Origin of the sequence: Streptomyces sp. NPDC012835, from assembly GCF_042900885.1 — a bacterium.
In the GTDB taxonomy this organism is placed as follows: domain Bacteria; phylum Actinomycetota; class Actinomycetes; order Streptomycetales; family Streptomycetaceae; genus Streptomyces.
Genome location: NZ_JBIBBW010000001.1, coordinates 1,555,705 through 1,578,195, shown reverse-complemented (window position 1 = coordinate 1,578,195; position 22,491 = coordinate 1,555,705). Strand labels below are relative to the sequence as shown.

13 protein-coding genes are annotated in these 22,491 nt (G+C 71.6%); 6 read left to right on the top strand and 7 right to left on the bottom strand.

What is annotated here, in order from left to right; translation table 11 throughout:
* Positions 1–2: 2 nt before the first annotated feature.
* Entirely contained in the window at positions 3–902 is a 900-nt protein-coding gene (locus ACFY6S_RS06445; protein ID WP_388823477.1) for a carbohydrate ABC transporter permease, read from the top strand.
* Positions 903–1,116: 214 nt separating this feature from the next.
* Complete coding sequence (locus ACFY6S_RS06440; RefSeq protein WP_388823475.1) at positions 1,117–2,940, top strand: glycoside hydrolase family 2 protein; 1,824 nt, start codon at positions 1,117–1,119, stop codon at positions 2,938–2,940.
* 91 nt (positions 2,941–3,031) lie between these two features.
* Here the strand turns inward: ACFY6S_RS06440 and ACFY6S_RS06435 are convergent, their stop codons facing one another.
* The 4 genes from ACFY6S_RS06435 to ACFY6S_RS06420 form a co-directional block, all read right to left on the bottom strand.
* On the bottom strand, positions 3,032–4,696 hold the full coding sequence (locus ACFY6S_RS06435) for an RICIN domain-containing protein (protein WP_388823473.1): 1,665 nt from the start codon (positions 4,694–4,696) through the stop codon (positions 3,032–3,034).
* 557 nt (positions 4,697–5,253) lie between these two features.
* Entirely contained in the window at positions 5,254–5,946 is a 693-nt protein-coding gene (locus ACFY6S_RS06430) for an SRPBCC family protein (protein WP_388823471.1), read from the bottom strand.
* Positions 5,947–6,055: 109 nt separating this feature from the next.
* Positions 6,056–6,469 carry a Dabb family protein gene (locus tag ACFY6S_RS06425; RefSeq protein WP_388823469.1) on the bottom strand — a complete coding sequence of 138 codons (414 nt, stop codon included), beginning with the start codon at positions 6,467–6,469 and terminating at the stop codon, positions 6,056–6,058.
* 32 nt (positions 6,470–6,501) lie between these two features.
* On the bottom strand, positions 6,502–6,645 hold the full coding sequence (locus ACFY6S_RS06420; protein ID WP_388823467.1) for a hypothetical protein: 144 nt from the start codon (positions 6,643–6,645) through the stop codon (positions 6,502–6,504).
* 155 nt (positions 6,646–6,800) lie between these two features.
* Here ACFY6S_RS06420 and ACFY6S_RS06415 point away from each other — a divergent pair, with 155 nt between their 5' ends.
* From ACFY6S_RS06415 to ACFY6S_RS06405, 3 genes are all read left to right on the top strand, one after another.
* Complete coding sequence (locus tag ACFY6S_RS06415) at positions 6,801–8,642, top strand: multicopper oxidase family protein (RefSeq protein WP_388823465.1); 1,842 nt, start codon at positions 6,801–6,803, stop codon at positions 8,640–8,642.
* Positions 8,643–8,667: 25 nt separating this feature from the next.
* Positions 8,668–11,358, top strand: a complete 2,691-nt coding sequence (locus tag ACFY6S_RS06410; RefSeq protein WP_388823463.1) for an ATP-binding protein — start codon at positions 8,668–8,670, stop codon at positions 11,356–11,358.
* A 670-nt stretch (positions 11,359–12,028) separates the two neighbouring features.
* Entirely contained in the window at positions 12,029–15,148 is a 3,120-nt protein-coding gene (locus ACFY6S_RS06405; protein WP_388823461.1) for an amino acid adenylation domain-containing protein, read from the top strand.
* Between the two features lie 84 nt (positions 15,149–15,232).
* Here ACFY6S_RS06405 and ACFY6S_RS06400 read toward each other — a convergent pair whose 3' ends face one another.
* Positions 15,233–16,804, bottom strand: a complete 1,572-nt coding sequence (locus ACFY6S_RS06400; protein ID WP_388823459.1) for a glutamate--cysteine ligase — start codon at positions 16,802–16,804, stop codon at positions 15,233–15,235.
* A gap of 1,008 nt (positions 16,805–17,812) precedes the next feature.
* Between ACFY6S_RS06400 and ACFY6S_RS06395 the strand changes: the two genes are divergently transcribed.
* Positions 17,813–18,760, top strand: a complete 948-nt coding sequence (locus ACFY6S_RS06395) for a lytic polysaccharide monooxygenase (protein WP_388823457.1) — start codon at positions 17,813–17,815, stop codon at positions 18,758–18,760.
* A gap of 355 nt (positions 18,761–19,115) precedes the next feature.
* Here the strand turns inward: ACFY6S_RS06395 and ACFY6S_RS06390 are convergent, their stop codons facing one another.
* Both ACFY6S_RS06390 and ACFY6S_RS06385 read right to left on the bottom strand, forming a co-directional pair.
* Entirely contained in the window at positions 19,116–20,645 is a 1,530-nt protein-coding gene (locus ACFY6S_RS06390; RefSeq protein WP_388823455.1) for a helix-turn-helix domain-containing protein, read from the bottom strand.
* 209 nt (positions 20,646–20,854) lie between these two features.
* Positions 20,855–22,441, bottom strand: coding sequence for a trypsin-like serine protease (locus ACFY6S_RS06385; protein ID WP_388823453.1), 1,587 nt, complete (start codon positions 22,439–22,441; stop codon positions 20,855–20,857).
* Between the last annotated feature and the right edge of the window lie 50 nt (positions 22,442–22,491).

Here is a 22,491-nt window from a genome sequence, read left to right as displayed (position 1 = left end):
CCGTGTCCGCTACCGCAACCCCCGCGCGCCCGAGGCGCCGCACGCCCCGCGAGGCCGGCGGTTCACCGATGCTCCTCGGCCCGGGGCGAGTGCCGCGTGTCCTGGCCGGAACGGCGCTGGTCGTGCTGGCCGCCGCCTGGCTGCTGCCGCTCGTCTGGGCGGTCATCACCTCCCTCCAGAGCGAGCGGGACGTGGCGAAGCCTGGCCTCTCGCCGTTCAAGGGCGCCTTCACGCTGGACTCCTACCGGCAGATCCTGGACCGGGGCAACGTACTGACCTGGGCCTTCAACAGCTTTCTGGTGGCCGGGCTGGTCACACTGATCACCGTGGCCGTCTCCACCCTCGCCGCCTACGGGTTCGCCCGCGGTACGTTCCGGGGCCGCAAGGCGCTGCTGGCCGTCACCGTCGCCGCCATCATGGTGCCGCCGCAGCTGCTCATCGTCCCGCTCTTCGAGCAGATGCTGCTGTTCAACCTGGTGGACACGTACGCGGCCGTCATCCTGCCCCAGGTGGTGGCGCCCATGATGGTGTTCATCCTCAAGCGGTTCTTCGAGGCGCTGCCCCGCGAGCTGGAGGACGCCGCCCGGATCGACGGCGCGTCCGAGGCGCGGGTCTTCCTGTCGGTCGTGCTGCCGCTGTCCCGGCCGATCGTGGCCGCCGTCGCCATCTTCGTGTTCATCGGCGCCTGGAACAACTTCATGTGGCCGTTCATCGTCACCAACGATCCCGGTCTCATGACACTCCCGGTGGGGCTCGCCACCGTCAAGGACAACTTCGGCATCCAGTACGCCCAGTCCATGGCCGCAGCGCTGCTCGCGTCGCTGCCGCTGATCATCATGTTCCTCCTCTTCCAGCGGCGCATCGTCAAATCGGTGGCCACCACGGGCTTCGGCGGCACCTGACCGGGACCGCCGCCGCGCGCTCCGCCCCGTCCGTTCCCGGCCCCCGGGCCGGGAACCCGGGTCCGAGCGGGCCCCGCTGCCGCGTGCCATCCCGTACCGCCGCGCTCCCCGCCCCGTTCCCGCGCGTCGAGGACCACTGCGCGACGCGTTTACATCGATGTACATTGTGGGTCCGGTGACCGCACCGCCCGCCTTCACCCCGACTGGAGTACGTGTGCCCACTCCCTCCGTACCGCGTCCGGAACACCCGCGACCGCAGTTCGTCCGCGACGACTGGCTCAACCTCAACGGCGCCTGGCAGTTCGAGACCGACCGAGGGGACAGCGGTCTGGAGCGCGGCCTCCTGGACCGTGACCTGACCGGCGCGATCGTCGTCCCCTTCCCGCCCGAATCCGAGCTGTCCGGCATCGGTGACACCGACTTCATGGAGGCCGTGTGGTACCGGCGGGTGGTCACACTGCCCGCCGAGTGGGCCGGGCGGCGGGTGCTGCTGCACTTCGGCGCCGTCGACCACGACACCACCGTGTGGGCCGACGGCGTCGAAGTGGTCCGCCACCGCGGCGGGTTCACCCCGTTCACCGCCGACCTCGGCGACATCGCGGGCGCGGGCGACGAGGTCACCCTCACCGTCCGCGCCCGGGACCCGAGGTCGGGCCCGCAGGCCCGGGGCAAACAGGCCGTCCAGTACGCCAACCACGACTGCAACTACACCCGGGTCACCGGTATCTGGCAGACCGTCTGGCTGGAGCCCGTCCCCGACCTGCATCTGCGGCGCCCCCGGATCACGCCCGACCTGGCGGGCTCCGCGTTCCACCTGGAACTGCCCCTCTCCGGCAATCGCCCCGGCCACCGGGTGCGTGCCGTCCTCACGGACGCCGACGGCGAGGTCGGCCGCGCGGAGGTGCGCGCCGACCTCGATCTCGCGCCCCGCCTCCATCTGCCCGTACCCGAGGAGCGGCGCCGTGAGTGGGGACCGCAGGACCCGCATCTGTACGGCCTGCGGATCGAACTCCTCGACCCGGCCGGCCGGGTGGTCGACAGCGCGGACAGCTACGCCGGTCTCCGGGCCGTCGGCATCCGGGGCAAGGCCGTCACCCTCAACGGGCGGCCCGTGTTCCAGCGGCTGGTGCTCGACCAGGGCTGGTACCCGGACGGCCTGATGACCGCGCCGACCGACGAGGCCCTGGTCCATGACATCGAGATCGCCCTCGCGGCGGGATTCAACGGCGCGCGGCTGCACCAGAAGGTCTTCGAGGAGCGCTTCCTCTACCACGCCGACCGCCTCGGCTACCTGGTCTGGGGGGAGTTCGGCGACTGGGGCTGCGAGACCGGCGGTTCCTCGGGCGACAACCAGCGGCCGGACGCCTCCTACACCGCCCAGTGGCTCGAAGCGCTGGAACGCGACTACTCGCACCCCTCGATCATCGGCTGGTGCCCGCTGAACGAGACCTACCAGAAGCTGCACGACCGCATCACCCAGCTCGACGACGTGACCCGGGCGATGTTCCTGGCCACGAAGGCCATGGACACCACGAGGCCGGTCATCGACGCGTCCGGCTACGCCCACCGGGTCACCGAGACCGACATCTACGACTCCCACAGCTACGAACAGGACCCGGCCGCGTTCCAGCGGCTGATGTCCGGCCTGGCCAAGGACGAGCCGTTCGTCAACGCCTACGAGAACGGCGCCCCCTACTCCCAGCCGTACCGGGGCCAGCCCTACTTCGTCAGCGAGTTCGGCGGCATCTGGTGGGACCCCGCAGCTGCCGCCGCGCAGTCCGGCGAGGACCGCACGGAGTCCTGGGGATACGGCGAACGGGTGGGCGACGAGGAGGAGTTCCACGTACGGTTCGCCGGCCTCACGGGTGTCCTGCTCGACGACCCGGCGATGTTCGGCTACTGCTACACCCAGCTGACCGACGTCTTCCAGGAGCGCAACGGCGTCTACCGGTTCGACCGAGGCGGCAAGCTGGACATCGAGCGGATCCGCGCCGCGCAGATCCGTCCGGCCGCCATCGAGCGGCAGGACCCCGCGTAGCGGCGGGACCCGGCGCAGCGGCCAGGGCCCCGTACGACGACGCCTCCCCGGCGGGTGCCGGGGAGGCGTCGTCGCGGTGGGGCGAGGTCCGTCAGACCTTTCGCAACTGCCAGAGCTGGGGCTGGAGGCCGTTGCACGTCCACTGCCGTACGTTGCCGCCCGGCTGCCGCGAGCCCTCGGCGACGTCCAGGCACTGGCCGCTGGACCGGGCGATCAGCCGGTAGTAGCCGCGGCCGGCGTTCTCCAGCCGCCAGTCCTGCGCGGCCAGGGCGTTGCAGTACCACTGCCGGACGTTGGCGCCCGGTGTCTGCGAGCCGTCCTGTACGTCCAGGCAGTAGCCGCTGTTGCGGCCGGTGAGGGTGAAGGTGTTGGCGCCGTGGGCCCGCAGATACCAGTCCTGCGGGGTCAGGCCGTTGCACGTCCACTGCTGTACGTTGCCGCCCGGCACCCGGGAATCCCCGGCCACGTCGAGGCAGTGCCCGCTGTTGGCGTTCACCAGCCGGTACAGGGCGCCGTCGACCACGCCGGCCGCGTCACCGCTGCCGGTGATCCCGCCCGTGGCGTAGTACGGCTTGCAGACACTGCCGTCCCAGTCGGTGGCGATCTGGAGCACCTGCCGCCCGTCGGCCGACGGCAGCAGCGGGGAGCTGTAGTTCTGGCAGTAGTTCGCGCTGGGCGACGTGACCCGCACCGGCGACTCGATCTCGTACCACGGGCCGGTGCCGTTCTCCGTATTGGCGAGGATCGTGCGTCCGCTCTCCGCCGCCGGGGTGCCGTCCCGGTTGAGCAGCATCTGCCCGATCAGCAGCAGCCGGCCGTTGGCGCCACCGTCCGGCGCGGGCGCCCAGGCGACGGTCGGCGCGGCTCTGAAGTACTTGCCGTCGACGGTCTCCGGCCGGAACCCGAGCGAGGTCGCGCTCCCCCAGTTCCAGCCGTCCGTCGAGGTCCGGTAGTGCACCACACACTGGTACTGGCCACCGGGGTTGCAGATCTCGTAGCTCATGAAGTAGGTGCCGTTGGGGAGTTTGCGCACCACCGGCATCCCCGGCCGGTCGGGCGACCAGCTGCTCGCCACCGTGTCCCGGCGGTCCTGCCAGTGCACACCGTCGTAGCTGCGGGTGGCGGACAGCTTCTGACTGTGTCCCGAGTCGGTCTCGTCGGCGTAGTGGCAGACGAGCGCCCCGTCGGAGGCCACGGAGAACTCCGGCTCCCACAGTCCGCCCGTGCCGGTCGCGGTGGCGCAGGAGGACAGATAGGACCAGGTGCGGCCCACATCGTTGCTGCGCCAGACGCGCAGCGCCATACGCCGGTCGGTCTCGTCCTGCCCGGCGGACGCCGCCCACAGCAGGGTCCCGGCCGGCAACGCCCCCACCTGACGGGGCAGTTCGAACAGCGTGCCGCAGCACTGGCCCTGGCCCGCCGACGATTCGGGGTCGACGATCCGGCCCACCTCGCGGAAGACCGAGCCGTTGTCCGTGCTCTCGTGAATGGCGCCCACCCCGTTGTTGCCGTCGAAGGTGGTCACACTCGCCAGCACCCGGCCGTTCGCGGCTCCGTTGTACGCCAGCCGGATGGCCCGGGGGTAGAGCCCGGTGCCGTTGCGCAGCGTGGTCCCGGTGGCGGTGGGGGCGGCATCCGTCACGGCGGTGTCCGCCGCCAGGGCGGAGGTGGCGGGTACGGCCAGGGTGAGGCTCAGCGTCCCGACGAGCCCCAGCAGCAGGGCCCGGACGGCTCGCCGGGGGAGACGGCCGGCCACGCCGGAGCGGGCCGGGGGAGCGGACGGGGGGAACGGGCCGGGTGCGGGGGGCCGGCGGAGTGTGAGGAGGCGTGGTCGGCGGAGACGGAACACGGGGGGCTCCTTCCTGAGCGCACTGGGGCGTACGGCAGGACGCGGCACACCGCCGTCGCGCGCGGCCGACGCACGGCGGAGCCCGGCCCGCCATCGCATGGGGGGCGGTGGCACAGCCGATGGCGGGACCGCCTGCGTGCGGGTGCACGAGCGGGCCGCGTCGACCGCGAGCGCCACAGTAGAGCCGCTTGTACATCGATGTACACAGACGCGCGCCAATTTTTTACATCGATGTACAGCCGCTGGCCCAGCGGCGGTTGACGTTTTCCGGCGCCGTCGGTCGGGGGCCCGCTTCATCGAAGGCGGCAGGGCCGGCGACACGGCGGTGCCGGCCGCGCTCACGGATCGGTGCCCACCCGGATTCCGCCGCGCCCGGGGTCGGACAGGGCGCGACGGTATCCGGCCCCGGCGGCGCCGGAAGGGAACGGTCTACCCCGTGGCCCGGCCCCGCCGTCGAGTCGTCGTCAGGCGCACGGACCGCCGCTACGCGCCTCCGCGGTGGTCTTCAGCTCCTGGAGCCACTGTTCGAGTCCCGCGCCGAGGACCGCTGTCGCGGTGGGAACGTCCGCCTCGACCTGGGCGCCGGTCCAGGTTTCCTCGGTCCGTACGCGTACGCCCCCCTTGACCTCGGTGAAGTTCCATACGTGGACGCCCTCGTCGATGCGCAGCCCTTCGCCGATCGCGGGGCCGGTCCACCGGACGCAGGAGCCGCGGTCGAGCTGACGGACCGTGGAGGTGATGTTCAGGGTGGTGTCGGGGGTGGTGGGAGTGGCGGGCGCCGGGGTCGTCCACCGGAACTGCGAACCCCTGCGGAGCGGACCGGAGTCGAGGCGCTTCGCCGAGAGGACCGGTGCCTGCCACGACGGCCACCGTTCGACGTCGGTCTGCAGCTTGAAGACGGTGCTCAGCGGCGCCTTGATCACGATGTCGGTCCGGTAGCGGATGACGGCGCCGGGGTCGACGCCCTGCCCTTGGCACTGGAGCCCGCCGGTGTGGTGGGCCCCGGCCGGCCGGGCGGGCGCGGCCTCGGCGGTGCCCGCGCCGGCGAGCACCCCGACGGTGGCGAGCGAGAGCGCGACCGCGGTGGCGCTCAGGCGTGTCCGGGGCCGGCGCCGGGACGGCTGACCTGCAAGAAGCGAAGAGTGGTCGCTGGGCATGGTGTTCCTCTGCCTGTGGGTGAGCGGATCGAGTATCCGGGTGGACGGGACAAGTCCGGGGCGGTGTAAGGCGCGTGAGCCCGGTCCGGCCCGCCCCGGGCGGAAAGGGTCAGTCAGGATCCGGGAGCGCGCTGCTGCCCGTATGGGAGGGAAGGGCCGCGACCAGCCGCACCAGCTCCGGGTCGGCCGCGTAGTGGCGCTGTTGCAGTTGGGCGACCTTGGCGCCGAACTCGGGGTCCGGGTCGTCCGTGATGTCGTACGACTCGAACTTCTCCATCAGGGGGAGCGCGAACCGTTCGGACCTGGTGTGGGCCGGGTGGATCAGATACTCCCAGTAGGCGTCCAGGTCCTCCAGGACGAAGAGGGCGTTCCAGTCGAACCCGCCGCCGTACTCGCGGCCGATGAAGTACGACTTCACCGCGGGGATGGTCCTGCCCTGCTCGTGCAGGATCCGCTGCGCCTCCTCGAACTGCCGAGGAGTGATGCCCTCCTTCAGCGTGATCCGGTTGCCGTGATAGATCATCTTGCTTTCCTTCGGTTGCGTGGCGCGCCGGTTCATGAACCGGACGTCCCGGAACGGACCGCCGTGCTGACGGCCGCGAGCGGGGCGACGGCGCGGGTGAACACCTGGGTGCCGACCCCGGCCGTTCCTTCGGGACTCTCGGAGACCTTCAGCGGCTTCGAGGCTTTCGGGGACACGAGGACGCTTTCGGGGACGGCGAGGCCGGACGGCCAGACTCACACCCGCTCACACGCTCTCGCGTCGGTGACATTCACCTACCGGGCGAGGCACGGTGCCGGACGGGCGATCACCGCCGACGCCCGCACGGGCGGCTCACGGCCACGGTGACCGGGTGTTTGAGACTCTCTTCCTCACAGACGCGGTGCTCGCCCTGCTGGCGACGGCAGCCGCGCTCGCCGTCGGCCGGCCCGCGTCCGGCACGGCACGGCGTCTTCGCCGGTGGCTGTACTTCACCGCGGTCCTGGTGGCGGCACGTCTGGGCGTCGCCTGCGTGATGCTCGGCGGCGGGACGGAGCTGGCCGACTCACGGCTGATCGTGCAAGTCCCGCTGGCGGCCCTGCCGGTCGCCTGGGCGCTGTGGAAGCCCAGCGGGACGGCCGCACGTGTCGGCGCGGCCGGAGTGCTGTTGTCGGCCTGGTGGCTCTACGTTCCGTTCGGTCCCCAGGACACGCCGTACGTGCTCATCGGATCCGTTGCGGGGCTGGCGGTGGTCGGCGGGCTCTCCCCGGCGCTCGCCCGGTGGCGCCGAACGGGCTCGCGTGTCTCACGCCTGCCCTGGCTGTCGGCGGTCTCCCTGCTGGTGCCCGCGGTCGCACTGGTTCTGGGCGGCCAGGCGAGCGCGGCGGCGGGCGCACACCACCATGTGGCGGCCGGCGAGGTCGGTGTCGATGAACTCACCGGCCCGCGCGACCGGGAGCCCGGCCTCCGGCTGACCCTGACCGCGGCCCGGAAGACGATACGGCTGGCCTCCGGCCGCTCCGTCGACGCGCTCACCTTCAACGGCACCTCGCCCGGACCCGAGATCCGGGCCGAGAAGGGGCAGTTGATCGAGGTGACGCTCGTCAACACCGACGTCGAGGAGGGCGTGACCGTGCACTGGCACGGTGTCGATGTGCCCAACGCGGAGGACGGGGTCCCCGGCGTGACGCAGAACCCCGTACGGCCGGGGGAGCGGCACGTCTACCGCTTCGTACCGAACCGCGCCGGAACCTTCTGGTACCACACGCACCGGGACGCCCTGGAGACCGTGGAGCGCGGGCTGTTCGGTGCGCTGATCGTCCAGGACACCGGCGAGGCGGCCTTCGACGGTGTCGAGCACACACTCTTCACCCACCGATGGCCGGCGGACGGCGGCCCGGCCCCCGCCTTCGGCAGGGACGACCGGCCCGCGCGGCACACCGCCCGCGCGGGCCGCGAGGTCCTGCTCCGGTTGATCAACAGCTCCATGGATCCGCACCGCGTCCACATCGACGGCACGCGCTTCACGGTCGCCGCCCTCGACGGCAACGCGATCGAGGGCGCCGAACCGCTCGGCCCGGGCACCGACCTCCTGCTGGCCGCCGGCGGACGCTACGACATCACCTTCACCATGCCGGACCGTCCGGTCACCCTGGCCTACACCGAGAACCAGGGCTCCGCCGCACTCGCCCTCAGCCCGGACGGCGCGGCCGAACCCGCCGACCTGACCGACGGCACACTGTTCGACCCGCTCACCTACGGCTCAGGGGCCCTCGCCGCCCCGGACCGCCACGACCGCGCCTACGACCTCCGGCTGGACGACGGGTTCGGCTTCAGCCGGAACGGGTTCGGCTTCGCCAGCAGCCTGATCAACGGCAGGCTGTACCCGGCGGTGCCCGCGCTGGAGGTCACCGAAGGGGAACGGGTCAAGGTGCGCGTCGCCAACCGCGGCATCGGCGACCACCCGCTGCACCTGCACGGACACCGCGTCCGTGTGCTCTCCCGCAACGGTGAGCCGGCCACCGGCAGCCCCTGGTGGACCGACACCCTCAACATCGCCCCCGGAGAGGTCTTCGAGATCACCTTCACCGCCGACAACCCCGGCATCTGGATGGATCACTGCCACAACTTCGAGCACGCCGCCAACGGCATGATCATGCACCTCGCCTACACCGGCGTCAGCAGCCCGTACTCGGGGGACCACATGCCCGAGTGACCACGGCTCGCCTAACGTATGCGGCATGACGTCAGCTCACCCACCCGCCCAACTCGTCGGCAGACAGGCCGAGATCAGGCGCATCGACGAGCTGGCCGAGGCGGCGCGCGCGGGCCGGGGCGGCGCACTGGTCCTGCGCGGCGAGGCGGGCATCGGCAAGAGCGCGCTGCTGGACCACACCCGCCGGACGGCCTCCGGATTCCGGACCGTAGGGGCGGACGGGTCGCAGTACGAGAGGGAGCTGCCGTTCGCCGCACTCCACCGGCTCTGCGTGCCGATGCTGCCGCATCTCGCCGAACTGCCCGCCCCGCACAGCGAGGCACTGCGTACCGTGTTCGGGCTGGTCACGGGCGTGCCGGACGTCTTCCGCATCGGTCTGGCGACCCTGGAGCTGCTGTCCCGCGCCGCCCGTGACCGCCCACTGCTGTGCCTGATCGACGACGCCCAGTGGCTGGACACGGCCTCGTCCAAGGTGCTGGCCTTCCTCGCGCGGCGCGTCTCCTGCGATCGCGTCGCCATGGTGTTCGCGGTCCGCCCCCAGCAGCCACCGGGCGAACTGGACGACCTGCCCGGCCTGTTCGTCGGCGGGCTCAACGACTCCGAGGCGCGGACCCTGCTCGCGGCGAGAAGCCACGCGCCCCTCGACGACCAGGTGGGTCAGCGGATCGTCTCCGAGGCACGGGGAAACCCGCTGGCGCTGCTCGAACTGCCCGGGGCGGGCGGGTTCACACCGCCGGACGCGTCGTCCGTACCGACCCGGATCGAGCGCGGATTCGAGGCCAGGCTGGCCGGCCTGCCCGACGGAGCGCGACTGCTGCTGACCGTCGCGAGCGCCGATCCGACCGGCGACCCCGGGCTGTTGTGGCCCGCAGCCCGGCAACTGGACATCGACCTGACGGCGGCCGGCGCGGCGGCGACCTCCACCGGGCTGGTCGAGTTCTCCACCCGTATCCGCTTCTGCCACCCGCTGGCCCGGTCCGTGGTCTACCGCTCCGCCGAAGCGGCACAGCGCGCCACCGCTCACCGGGTACTGGCCGCGGCCACCGACCCGGTCGTGGACCCCGACCGGCGGGCCTGGCACCGCGCGCAGGCCGTCACGGCCCCCGACGAGGACGTCGCCGCCGAACTGGAGCGATCCGCGCTCCGCGCCCGGTCGCGCGGAGGGGTGGCCGCGGCCGCGGCCTTCCTCGCACGCGCGGCGGAACTGTCGATGGACACCGCCGAGCGCACCGAACGGACCCTGGCCGCCGTGCGGGCCAAGCTCGACGCGGGCATCGGCGACAGCGCGGCGGAACTCCTCGCGACCGTCGAGAACACGAAACTGGACGAACTGCAGTGTGCGAGGGTCGATCTGCTGCGGGGACAGATCGCCTTCCAGCGCCACAACGACGGCAACGGCCCGATGTTCATGCTGCGCGCCGCGCAGCGGCTGTCCGAATCCGATCCGGAACGGTCCCGCGAGAGCTTCCTGGACGCGCTCGAAATGAGCCTGGTCGTCGGCCGCGCCAGCGGTGTGATGGACATGGTCCTGGCGGCGGCCCGGACCGCCGCTTCGGCCCCCGGGCCTCCTGACGTCCTGGACGCGTTGACCCGCCTCGCCGCCGAAGGGCACCGGGCGGCGGTCCCGTTGATACGGACCATCCTCGACGGCGAGGACACACCGATGTGGACCCGGCGCCCCGGGCTCGCCGTCATGCTGGCCTGCGAGTTGTGGGACCCGCACACGCACAGGGCGATCGTCGAGTGGCTGATGAAGACCGGCCGCGAGTCGGGTTCGCCGCTCCTGCTGCGCCTGGGGCTCGCCCAGCTGACGTCCAGCGCCGTGCTGACCGGCGACTTCGGGCAGGCGATGGCCGCTGTCGCCGAGGAGGAGGCGATCGCCGACGCGATCGGCGGGCCCCCGGTGACGTATCACCGGCTGCAACTGGCCGCGCTGCGCGGCCACCGCCGGGAGGCGCTGGAGCTGTTCGAGACGGTCACCGCGGCAGCGACCGAGCGCGGCGCCGGGCAGCTGATCGCCAACACCCACTGGGCGGCGGCCGTGCTGCACAACGGCCTCGGCGACTATCCGGCCGCACTGGCCGCGGCCCGCCGGGCCACCGCGCACGGTGACCTCTTCCTCACCGGTTTCTCCCTCCCCGAGCTGGTGGAGGCGGCCGTCCGGTGCGGTGAGCGGGACGCCGCCACCACCGCCCTGGAATCACTGACCGAGCGCACCGACGCCAGTGGGACGACCTCGGGCCTGGGCATCGCGGCGTACGCGCGCGGACTCGTGACCGGAGTCGAGGACCACTACCGGGAGGCCGTCGAGCACCTGGAGCAGAGCCCCATGATTCCGTACCGGGCCAGGGCCCATCTCCTGTACGGGCAATGGCTGCGCCGCGAGGGCCGCCGGCGCGACTGCCGCCATCATCTGCGTACCGCCCACGCGTTGCTGTCCGAGCGAGGCATCGACGCGTTCGCCCGGCGGGCCGCGGACGAACTGCGGGCCACCGGCGAAAAGGCCCCCGCCCGGTCCGGGCCCGCCTTCGACCAGCTCACCGCGCAGGAGATGTACATCGCCCGGCTGGTCGCCACCGGCGCGACATCCAAAGAGGTCGCCGCCCGGCTGTTCCTCAGCCCGCGCACCATCGACGCCCATCTGCGCAACATCTTCCGCAAGCTCGGCGTCACCTCCCGCAGGCAGCTCCGGGACCATCCCGGCCTCGGCGTCTGACGGGCTCCCCCACGGTCCGGTGATGCCCGGGCCCGCCGGTGTTCACCGAGAGGAAACAGACCGTCGGTGATACCTTTGGGAGTGGCGCGCGGGCACCGGCCGGAGCCGGAACCGCAGGGAACGCCGGAGCGAAAACCGGCGGCGCATGGCGCGATTGCCGCCTCACGGACGTTCGACATCGGCGATATCGCGACCACCCTCTTCCTCCGGTTGTGACCGATCTCCGCTCCTGGTGCGAGGGACCTTCGGTTGCGCGCGGGATCGGTGTGGCTGTCGGTCCGCCGTATGACCCGCCGCCCCGAACCGGCCGCCGTCGACTTCGTACGAGGGCTTGTTCTGTCCCACCGTGCGGCGTCGACGATCAGCACGGGTGGGCGGGCCGGGGTTCGCGGACCGGGCGGGCGCCACAGCGTTCACCCGAACCCACGCCGGAGGAGTACGCCATGAATGCCCGGCGACTGATCGAATCCCGTGCCGCGCGGCAGCCGGAAGGGAACCGGAGCGCCGCTGGAGTTCGCCCGCCGACCGGATTCGATCGTCTCCGACCACTGGGGTGACGAGGCAGGGGAGCAGGACCGAGGGCGAGCAGAACCGGGTGAAGCGGCGCCGCCACCAGTTCGATGACCCACGAGGAAGTTGCCATGCCCCAGGGACCCACGAGGAAGTTGCCATGCCCCAGGCCCAGCCCCCTGCCAGCGTTCCCGACCGTGTGCGGGCCTGGAACGACACCTCGACCGACTACCCACGCGACGCACTGGTGCCGCGGCTCTTTCGCGACCAGGCCGAACGGAGCCCCGACGCACCCGCCGTGGCGTGGGACGACGGCGGGTGGACCTACGCGGAACTCGACGAACGGATGCGCCGGGCCGCCGCCCGCCTGCGCGACGACGGGGTCGGGGACGGTGATGTGGTCGCCGTGCCGCTGGAGCGCTCCCCGCAGGCCGTGGTCGCGATCCTCGCCGTCCTGGAGGCCGGTGGGGTGTATCTGCCGATGGACCCCGCTTATCCGCGGGACAGGCTGCGGACGATACTGGAGCGCTCCGGAGCGGTGCTCGCCGTCACCTCGCCCGACAGCGAGGCGGAGCCGGTCGGGCGGATGTGCCGCCGTGTCACCACCGAGGACCTGGCCCGTCACGCGGTGCCCGGCCGGGACACACACTGGGCCGAGGACCGCCGCGCCACCGACCCCGCGTACGTCATCTACACCTCCGGGACCACCGGCGCCCCCAAGGGCGTGCTGTGCCCCCACCGCGGCCCCGTCCGGCTGGTGACGAGCCCCGGCGACCTGCGGCTGCGGCCCGACGACCGGCTGCTGGCCACGACCAGTCCGACCTTCGACGTCTCCTGCTTCGAGTTGTTCGCGCCTCTGCTGAACGGTGCCTGCCTCGTCCTGCCCGCCCCCGACGCGCTGCTCGACACGGACCTCTTCGAGAGGACACTGCGCGACCAGCGGATCACCGTGTTGTGGCTGAGCGCCGGCTTGTTCCACCAGTACGCCGAGGAACGCCCGGAGATGTTCGCCGGGCTGCGCCTGCTCATCGCCGGCGGCGATGTCCTCAACCCGACGGCCGTACGGGCTGTACTGGAGAAAGGCCGCCCGGAGATGTTCCTCGACGGCTACGGCCCGACCGAGAACTCGACGTTCTCCACCACCAGCCGGATCGAGAAGCTGGCCGACCACGCCGAGTCGGTGCCGATCGGCCGTCCCGTGCCGAACTCCACGGCCTACGTGGTGGGTGAGGGCGGCCGGCTGACGCACCCCGGCGAGGTGGGCGAGCTGTGGGTCGGCGGCGACGGCGTGGCGCTGGAGTACCTGGGTGACCAGGCAGCGACGGAGAGCCACTTCGTCCCCGACCCTTTCGGCGACGAGCCCGGCGCGCGCCTGTACCGCACGGGCGACAGGGCCTGCTTGCGCAGAGACGGTGTCCTGGAGTTCCGCGGGCGCCGCGACCGGCAGGTGAAGATCCGCGGGTACCGGGTGGAGCTCGACGAGATCGAAGGCGCGCTCTCCGCCCACCCCCAGGTGGAGGATTCGGCGGTGGACGTGGTCGGCGAGGGAGCCGGGCAGCGGCTGGCCGCCGCCGTCGTGCCCGTCGCCGGGGCCGACACCGACGGGCTGGTCACCGCCCTGGTCGCGCACACGAAGGACCGGCTGCCGACCTTCATGGTGCCCACGCAGATCGCGACGGCCGAGGAGATCCCGCTCCAGACCAGTGGCAAAGTGGACCGCGAGCGCCTCCTGGACCTGGTGGACCGGCGGGGCGAGGGCGCGGACACCGGCACGGGCGGGACACCGAGCGGTTCGCTGGAAGAGGCCGTCGCCGACGTCTGGTGCGGTCTGCTGGGCATCGACACCCCCGGACGCGAGGACGACTTCTTCGCCCTGGGCGGCACGTCGTTGCGGGCCACCCAGGTCGCCGCGGCCACCTGCGAGCGCGTCGGCATTCCGCCCGCGTCCAGCCGCGCCCTGATCCGCAGCCTGCTCGGCAACCCCACACTCGCCGCTTTCGCCCGCCACGCCGGGGAACTGCGCGAGTCCCCCGACAGCGACACGGCCGAGGAGGCGGTCGACTTCGCCGCCGAATCGGTCCTGGACCCGGAGCTGCGCTGTGACGCCGAGCCGTCCGGGGACGCGAACGCCCCGCGCACGGTGCTGCTGACCGGCGGTACCGGCTTCCTGGGGGTGTATCTCCTCGACCGGCTCATCAGCGCGGGTGTCGAGCGGGTGTACTGCCTGACCCGGGCCCGCACCGCCGAGGAGGGCAGTGCCCGTATCCACGCCCGCATGCGCCGCTACGGCCTCGACCCGTCGTGCTGCGAGGACCGGATCACACCGGTACCCGGTGAGCTGTCCGAACCGCGCTTCGGCCTCGACACCACCCGGTGGGAGGAGCTCGCCCGGGAGGTGGAACTCATCGTGCACGGCGGTTCCCAGGTCAACTTCGCCTACCCGTACCGCGCCCTCGCGCCGATCAACGTCGGCGGAACACGTACGGTGCTGCGACTGGCCACCGCACACTCGCTCAAACCCGTGCACTACGTGTCCACCATCGCGGTCCTCGCCGGTTTCGGTACGGCGGGCGTCCGGCACGTCCAGGAGGACACCGAACTCGACTTCCCCGAGCGCATCGCGCTGGGCTACCCCGAGACCAAGTGGGTCGCGGAACGCCTGGTGGCGCGGGCGTCGGAGCGCGGACTCCCGGTCGCGATCCACCGCCCGTACGAGATCACCGGCGCCGGGGGCAGCGGAGTGTGGAACACGGACACCATGATGTGCGCGCTGTTCCGCACCATCGCCGAGACCGGCATCGCTCCGGACATCCAACTCCCCCTGGACTTCGTACCGGTGGACTGCACAGCCGACGCGATCACACACATCCTCACCCACCAGAGGCCCGACGGCCGCGTCTACCACCTCACCAATCCGCGCGCCGCCCGGCTGGGGCTGCTGGTGGACAGGCTGCGGGCCGCAGGCTACGGGATCGAGGACCAGCCCTACGACACCTGGGTCGAACGCGTCACCGAACTGACCGCCCGGAACCCCGAGCACCCCATGGCCCCGTTCCTCCCCATGTTCATCGAACCCGCCCGCTCCTCCGGAATCTCCGCCAACGAGACGTACTTCACCGGGACCTTTCCCGAGTTCGGCAGGGACAACGTCGACCACGCCCTCCAGGGCAGCGGCATCACCTGCCCGCCGGTGGACGAGCGCATGATCGATCTCTATCTGCGCTACTTCCGGGACAGCGGTTACCTGGCTCCGCCGGAGCGGCGGGCCGCCGCGGCGTGAACCTCCGCGCACCCCCCGATCCGCCGGGCAGCTCCCACGGGGGACGTCGACGCCGAGGTCGGGGCGGGTCGGTCGACCTGAAGATCACTGGCCGACGGGGATGTCCTCGGCCTCGTCGCCGACTTCTCGGGGTTCTGCGGGCAGAGCCCAGGTGTGGACGGGCGCGCCCTGCGCGGAAAGTGTCGCGTACCGCTCGGTCAGCTCGCCCGCCCGGAGCCTGCCGAGAGCAGCCGTGGCGGCCGAGTCCGGCCTGCTCTCGTCGTCCTGCCGGTCCGGCCGCCGTCCCGCGAGTACCTGGCGGGCCCGCAGCTGCCACCACGCCCCCGTGCGGCCGGTGGCGACCCGCTGGTCCAGCAGGTCCAGCAGCATGCGCGCCTCCTCGCCGGCCACTCCGGCCGCTTCGAGGCCGGTACGCGCGGCGGGGATCAACTCCCGTACCAGGTCGGCCGCGCGGTGTCTGCGCGGGCCGGCGGCCGACGTGCCGGACGGCCACCACAGGAGCGCGTCGGGACCCTGGCGGGCCGCCCGGTAGAAGTTCGCCTTGGCGTACGTGAACGGCAGCCGCGAGGCCACATCGTTCCCCCCGGCGGCCAGCGACAGGGTGAGACCGACCAGGAAGGCGGCGTTCGCCGCCATGTCGAGAGGCGTGGGGCCCGAGGGCAACGCCCGGAACTCGATCCGCAGATGACCGTTCGCGTCGTAGACCGGACGGTTCCACGACCACACCGTGCTCAGATGGGTCTGTAACTCCTTCAGCGCGGGAAGGGCCGTCCCGGCCGGCGGCTCGTCCCCGGCCGGGAAGAACGCGGGCAGCAGAACGTCGTGACCGTACACGGACTCCTTGAACGCGGCGAGCGGCCCGCCGCTCACCCATCCGCGGCCGAAGCCGACCCGTGCCCGGTTCCGGCGCCCCTGCCGGTCGCCGAACCCCCGCTCGTACAGCGGGATACGGCCCTCCTGCCAGCCGCTGCGGCCCAGAGGCAACGGGGAGTTCACCGCCGCCGCCAGCGCGGGTCCGGTCGCGAGCTGGGCGGCGTTGAAGGTGGAGCAGAAATGGTCCGGAGGGACCGTCAGATGGATCTGCCACGAACAGGCGGCCCCCTGCAACGCCACGGACCGGGCCTCGACGAGCCCCCGGTGCCCGTCTCCCACCCGCAGGGTGAAGGGGCGGGAGCGCCGCCGGTCCCAGGCGCTCTCCAGCGCGTGGTAACGCGGCACGTCGGTCAGCGCTTCCGCGCCGACATCGTCCGGGGTCAGCGTCGGCAGGGTCCCGATCGGCACCGCCCGCGCCCCGTAGCGGGGCAGCGACACCCGGGTGATCGCCGCCACCAATCGCCGGGCCTCCGTGGCCATGGTGGTGAACGGCCGTCCGGCCAGCGGCACAGCGGTGAGGTTCACTTCCAAGTTGGACCGGGACACCTCGAGAACGACCCGGTCGTCGCCCAGGATCTCGCACACGGCGCCGTTCACAGCGGCCGGGCGGCCACCCTCCGCGACGAGGAACACCTCCAACTCCGCCCCGACCGTGGCCGCCGCCGCCCCGAATCCAGGGTCGGCCACCACCTCCTCCAGGACGCGCAGGCAGTCGACCACCCGGACGCGGAACCGCGCGAAGTCCCGTTCGGCGAATCCGATTTGACCGACTCCGTGGCCCATGCGTCCTCCGAAAGCGGGTTTCCCGGTACCTCGATCCCTCTGCAGGATCCCGGAATTCTCCGTCCGTGGCGACCACGCGCCACCAGGCGCGGAGCGCCGGCTCCGCCCGCGGAGCGCCGCAGGAGGGCGCTCGGGTGGGCTGGGACGTTGGGCCCGGCCTCGCCCCGGAGTTCAGCGGCAGGCTCGCCAGGGACGGTCGGCCGGTGCGCTGAACCCGGCAGGGCTGGAACAGATTCGCGCGCCCGGCGTTTTCGCGGACCCCGGGTCACCCAGGACGACCACGCCGGACTCGGGTAGTTCACCGCCGAGGCGCTCGACTGCGGTTGCACTGCCATGTCCGCGTACGTCCTGAGCTGTCTGCGAGCGCATTTCCAGCGCCTTCGCAGGGCTGGGGGCCCCACAGTGGGCGGCATCGCGCCGATGGTGAGAGCGACCAGGCCGCGGCGGACTCGTCGTTGGGGCCAAGGGCTGTCCCGTCATGCCCGGCGGGCGCGCGACGACAGCTACGGCACCTCGCCGCGTTGCCGGAACATCCGCGTACATCCAGTATGCGGACGCTCCTCCGCCGTGCGATGCACCGCATCTGACGCCGCGCGCTGATCCACCAGGCATGACGGGACAGCCCTTAGGCGACCGAGGGAGTGGGGGGTGTCATGGGCGAACTACCTCCGGAGGACGTGGGTCTTCACCTCTGAGGGCAGAGACGTGCGATTTGCCCGGTTCAGTTGCCCGTTCCTGACGATGGGAGCGCCCGCGTCGTCAAGTCTTGACCAGTGCCTGTCAATATCTGGACGCGACGCGGCCATTTACTACTCCGCCCCCACGCGCTACAACAGATGGGAGCGCTCCCATTGCCCTCGTTGACCCCCCACCATCCACGCCAGACCCTCTCGCAGGTCGATCGCCGGGCCCGAACGGTCGGCTCCCGCAGCATGGGGCGACGCCCGCGACAGGTCCCGGCCGATCGGTCGGTGCTCGAAAGAGAACCTTCACGAAGGAGACCAACTCATGGCCATCAACTCGGTCCGCGCCCGGCGCACACTGGCCCTAGCCGGGGCCGCTGGCGTTGCCGCAGCGGTGCTCTCCGTGCCGTCCCCGGCATCGGCGCACGGCGTCAGCATCATGCCCGGTTCCCGGACCAACCTGTGCTACAAGGACCTGCTCCAGAACAGCTCGACCCAGATGCCGTCCAACCCCGCCTGCGCCGACGCGGTCCGGCAGGCCGGTACCACCCCGCTGTACAACTGGTTCGCCGTTCTGGACTCCAACGCCGGTGGCAGGGGCGCGGGTTACGTCCCGGACGGGAAGCTGTGCAGTGCGGGCGACCGCAGCCCGTACAACTTCTCCGCGTACAACGCGGTCCGCACCGACTGGCCGAAGACGCACCTGACCTCGGGTTCGAACATCCAGCTGAAGTACAGCAACTGGGCGGCCCATCCGGGCAAGTTCGAGGTCTACCTCACCAAGAGCGGGTGGAGCCCGACCCAGGCCCTCGCGTGGGGCGACCTGGACCACCTGCAGACGGTGACCAACCCGCCGCAGAACGGTGGTGTGGGTACGAACGAAGGCCACTACTACTGGAACCTCCAGTTACCGCAACGGAGCGGTCAGCACCTGCTCTTCGTCCAGTGGATCCGCTCCGACAGCCAGGAGAACTTCTTCTCCTGCTCCGACGTCGTCTTCGACGGCGGCAGCGGTGAGGTCACCGGTCTGGCGGGCGGCGAGCGGTCGGCCGCCGAGGTCGAGGCGCTCGGGGCGGACGTCGAGAACACCAAGGCCGACCCGATCCACGCCGCCGGACACACCGAACACGCCGCGGCCGGCGAGAAGCTGGCAGCCTCCGGCAAGGAGTCGGCCGTCGCCGTGCCCGCGGCAGTGGCGGGCCTGGGGGCAGTCGTCTTTGCCAGTGGCGCGATGGTCTTCAACCGGAGCCGCCGGGCCAGGCGGCACGGCTGACGGCAGAGGACCCCGGCGCCGCCGCCGGGGTCCGCGGCCGGACCCCAGGCCGCGTCGCGAGGTCGGAACGTCGGGCGGATGGCGGTTCACCTGGTCGACCGGACGCGGTCGGCGTGACACGACCTGCATCGGACGTTGCGAGGCCACTTCGGCAGTAACCCTCCGAAAGAACTGACGGTCGCTCATCCAGATCTGACGTACCGTCAACCATGCAAGATCCCCTTGCACGTGCGTTGCGCAAGGTGCTGAAAGGCAACAGTGATCAGTGAAGGGCCGCGAAGGTAAGTATTCGCTGGTCAGGCGGCAGGTTGCGGTGTTGTGCCCCTTGGGCTCAAGGGGCACGACACCCCGCCGGTCAGATGTCCCGGAAGATCTCGATCTGGGCGCCCACCGAGTTCAGGCGCTCCGCCAGGTCCTCGTATCCCCGGTTGATGACATAGACGTTCCGCAGCACGGACGTCCCCTCCGCCGCCATCATCGCCAGCAGCACGACCACGGCCGGCCGCAGTGCCGGCGGGCACATCATCTCGGCGGCGCGCCAGCGGGTGGGGCCCTCGACCAGGACGCGGTGGGGGTCGAGGAGTTGGAGACGGCCACCGAGGCGGTTGAGGTCCGTGAGGTAGATGGCGCGGTTGTCGTAGACCCAGTCGTGGATCAGGGTCTGTCCCTGGGCCTCCGCAGCGATGGCCGCGAAGAACGGCACGTTGTCGATGTTCAGGCCCGGGAACGGCATCGGGTGGATCTTGTCGATCGGCGCTTCCAGTTTGGACGGCCGTACGGTCAGATCGACCAGCCGCGTACGGCCGTTGTCGGCGGCGTACTCCGGCGTGCGGTCGTGGTCGAGCCCCATCTCCTCCAGGACCGCCAGCTCGATCTCCAGGAACTCGATCGGTACACGGCGGATGGTCAGCTGGGACTCGGTCACCACGGCGGCGGCGATCAGGCTCATCGCCTCGACCGGGTCCTCCGAGGGGGAGTAGTCCACGTCCACGTCGATGGAGGGCACACCGTGCACGGTCAGGGTGGTCGTGCCGATGCCGTCGACCCGTACCCCCAGCGCTTCGAGGAAGAAGCACAGGTCCTGGACCATGTAGTTGGACGAGGCGTTGCGGATCACGGTCGTGCCGTCGTGGCGGGCGGCGGCCAGCAGCGCGTTCTCGGTGACGGTGTCGCCCCGCTCGGTCAGCACGATGGGGCGGTCCGGCGCGACCGAGCGGTCGACCTGGGCGTGGTACAGCCCCTCGGTCGCCGCGATGTCCAGGCCGAAGCGGCGCAGCGCGATCATGTGCGGCTCGATGGTCCGGGTGCCGAGGTCGCAACCGCCCGCGTACGGCAGCCGGAAGGTGTCCATCCGGTGCAGCAGCGGCCCCAGGAACATGATGATGGAGCGGGTGCGGCGGGCCGCCTCCGCGTCGATGGCCTCCATGTCCAGCTCGGCGGGCGGCACGATCTCCAGGTCCACGCCGTCGTTGATCCAGCGGGTGCGTACCCCGACGGAGTTCAGCACCTCCAGCAGCCGGAAGACCTCCTCGATCCGCGCGACCCGGCGCAGCACCGTACGGCCCTTGTTGAGCAGCGAGCCGCACAACAGTGCCACGCAGGCGTTCTTGCTCGTCTTGACGTCGATGGAGCCGGAGAGCCGGCGTCCGCCGACGACCCGCAGATGCATGGGCCCGGCGTAACCGAGCGACACGATCTCACTGTCGAGCGCCTCACCGATGCGCGCGATCATCTCAAGGCTGATGTTCTGGTTGCCGCGTTCGATGCGGTTCACGGCGCTCTGACTGGTGGCCAGCGCCTCGGCGAGTTGACTCTGCGTCCATCCTCGGTGCTGACGGGCGTCGCGGATGAGCTTGCCGATGCGTGCGAGGTAGTCGTCTTCCATGGCGTCACGTTATCTCATCTGTGAGATAAGGCGCTTGCTGGGGTGGGCTGTCCGGGTGTCTCCCCCGTCCGCCCGGCCCCTCCCGATGGTCGGCGCGCGAAGCCGATCCGGCAACCGCCGCGCCGCCGTACGGGTGTCTTCCACGGATCGGGGGCCGCGGGGCGCGCCGGTCACCGGACCGGCGCGCCCCGTCAGGGGTGTTGATCGCGTCAGCGCTTCCGGTGACCGGAGGCGCCCTGCCGGTCGGGGCCGGGTGCGGCGCCGGTGAGGGTGCAGTCGTGGCGGGACAGGGCGAGCTTCGATCCCTTGGTCAGACAGGCCGCGATCATGTGCACCTGCTGGCCGTACCCTCGGCCCCGCACGGAGGTCACGGATCCGTCCGGGCCCACCTCGCAGGGGTTGTTGTCGGTGCACCGCTCGCCGGCTTCGTTGTGGGTGTTGTGGATTCCCACGACCGTGTCGCCGTCGGGGGCCAGCAGGGCCGAGCCGGATGTGCCGGGCCAGGGGGCGCAGCCCTCGCTGGTGGCGTAGCGGATCGAGTCGTTCATCCGGTAACCGCCCTCACGCAGCAGCGTGACCACGGCCTCGGCCGTGCAGCTCGGACGGAGGCTGGTGTAGGCCATGGTCAGCGGATGGCCGGCGCGCACGGGGGTGGAGGTGAGCCGGAAGACCTTCGCGCCCTCGGACTCCATCTGGGCGTAGGTTCTGTCCAGCCGGTAGAGCGCGATGTCGGTGCCGGTCATCGTGGCGTACACCAGCCGGTTGGCGCGGGCGGTGGCCTGCGGGTAGCCCTGACGGTCGGCGATCGGCACCTCGCGGTCGGCGGGCTGATCCACCAGCGCCGCTCCGGGAGCGGGCCGCTCTCCCGCCACGCAGTGACCGTTGGTCAGCATCAGCGCCGGGTCCTTCGGCCGGGAGGCGGCGGTGCGGACCACCGAGCCCACGCAGCCGTTCAGCTCCACCGAGCCCTCCACGTTCGGGATCTCGTCGTCCGGCGGGACGTCGGTGCCGGAGACGATTCCGTTGATCCAGTCGGCGTGCAGGGCGACATCGGTGTACAGCGTGGGTGGCGAGTCGGTGTTGGCACCGGGTCCGCTGACCACACCGGCCAGGGTCCACTCGTCGCCGTCGCGGACGAGCGCGGGCCCGCCGGAGTCCATGTTGGCCGCGGCGACACCGCCGTCGCGGCTGCCGACGCACAGGTCCCCGCTGGGCTCGGCCACGGGGCAGACCGACAGCGGCTGCACCACGGTGTCGGCCTCCCGCAGCCGGGTGGGGAGGCACGCGGGGTCGTCCATGTCGTCGCAGGTCATGCCCCAGCCCATGATGCGGACCGGGGTGCCCTCCGAGGGCGTGGCCGAGGCGATGCGCAGGGGCTTGGCCCGCACCGGGGTCCGCAGGTGCAGCAGTGCGAGGTCCTTGCCCCAGAACCCTCCTTCGTCGCGGTTGGTGGCCAGCCGGTAGTAGTGGTCGACTTCGGCGACCTCGCCCCCGGATGTGGTGTCCAGTGACCCGACCCGGACCTTCCAGCCGCGCGGGACACCCGCCTTCGCCCCGGTCGGGTTCCGGCCGGCGCAGTGACTGGCGGTCAGCACCCACCGCGGCGCGAGGACCTCCACCCCGCAGCCGTGCCGGTCCGGGCGCGGTGGCGCGGGAAAGGAGGGCTGGAACGAGCCCATGAACGAGTAGGCCCGGCTGGACTCGGTGCCCCCCTTGATGGCCTGTGCCGGAGAGGCGGCCATCAGGGGGACGGTCAGCACGAGTACGGCGCCGAGCAGCGGAGAACGGTTTCGCATGCCCCGCACCGTAGGAAGCCGGTGTGCGCACCGTGGGGTCAACGTACGAC

Bases quoted from the DNA above. Each gene is read 5' to 3' on its own strand.
- ACFY6S_RS06430 (WP_388823471.1), bottom strand. From the start codon at position 5,946: ATGCCCAGCGACCACTCTTCGCTTCTTGCAGGTCAGCCGTCCCGGCGC.
- ACFY6S_RS06425 (WP_388823469.1), bottom strand. From the start codon at position 6,469: ATGATCTATCACGGCAACCGGATCACGCTGAAGGAGGGCATCACTCCT.
- ACFY6S_RS06410 (WP_388823463.1), top strand. From the start codon at position 8,668: ATGACGTCAGCTCACCCACCCGCCCAACTCGTCGGCAGACAGGCCGAG.
- ACFY6S_RS06405 (WP_388823461.1), top strand. From the start codon at position 12,029: ATGCCCCAGGCCCAGCCCCCTGCCAGCGTTCCCGACCGTGTGCGGGCC.
- ACFY6S_RS06400 (WP_388823459.1), bottom strand. From the start codon at position 16,804: ATGGGCCACGGAGTCGGTCAAATCGGATTCGCCGAACGGGACTTCGCG.
- ACFY6S_RS06395 (WP_388823457.1), top strand. From the start codon at position 17,813: ATGGCCATCAACTCGGTCCGCGCCCGGCGCACACTGGCCCTAGCCGGG.
- ACFY6S_RS06390 (WP_388823455.1), bottom strand. From the start codon at position 20,645: ATGGAAGACGACTACCTCGCACGCATCGGCAAGCTCATCCGCGACGCC.
- ACFY6S_RS06385 (WP_388823453.1), bottom strand. From the start codon at position 22,441: ATGCGAAACCGTTCTCCGCTGCTCGGCGCCGTACTCGTGCTGACCGTC.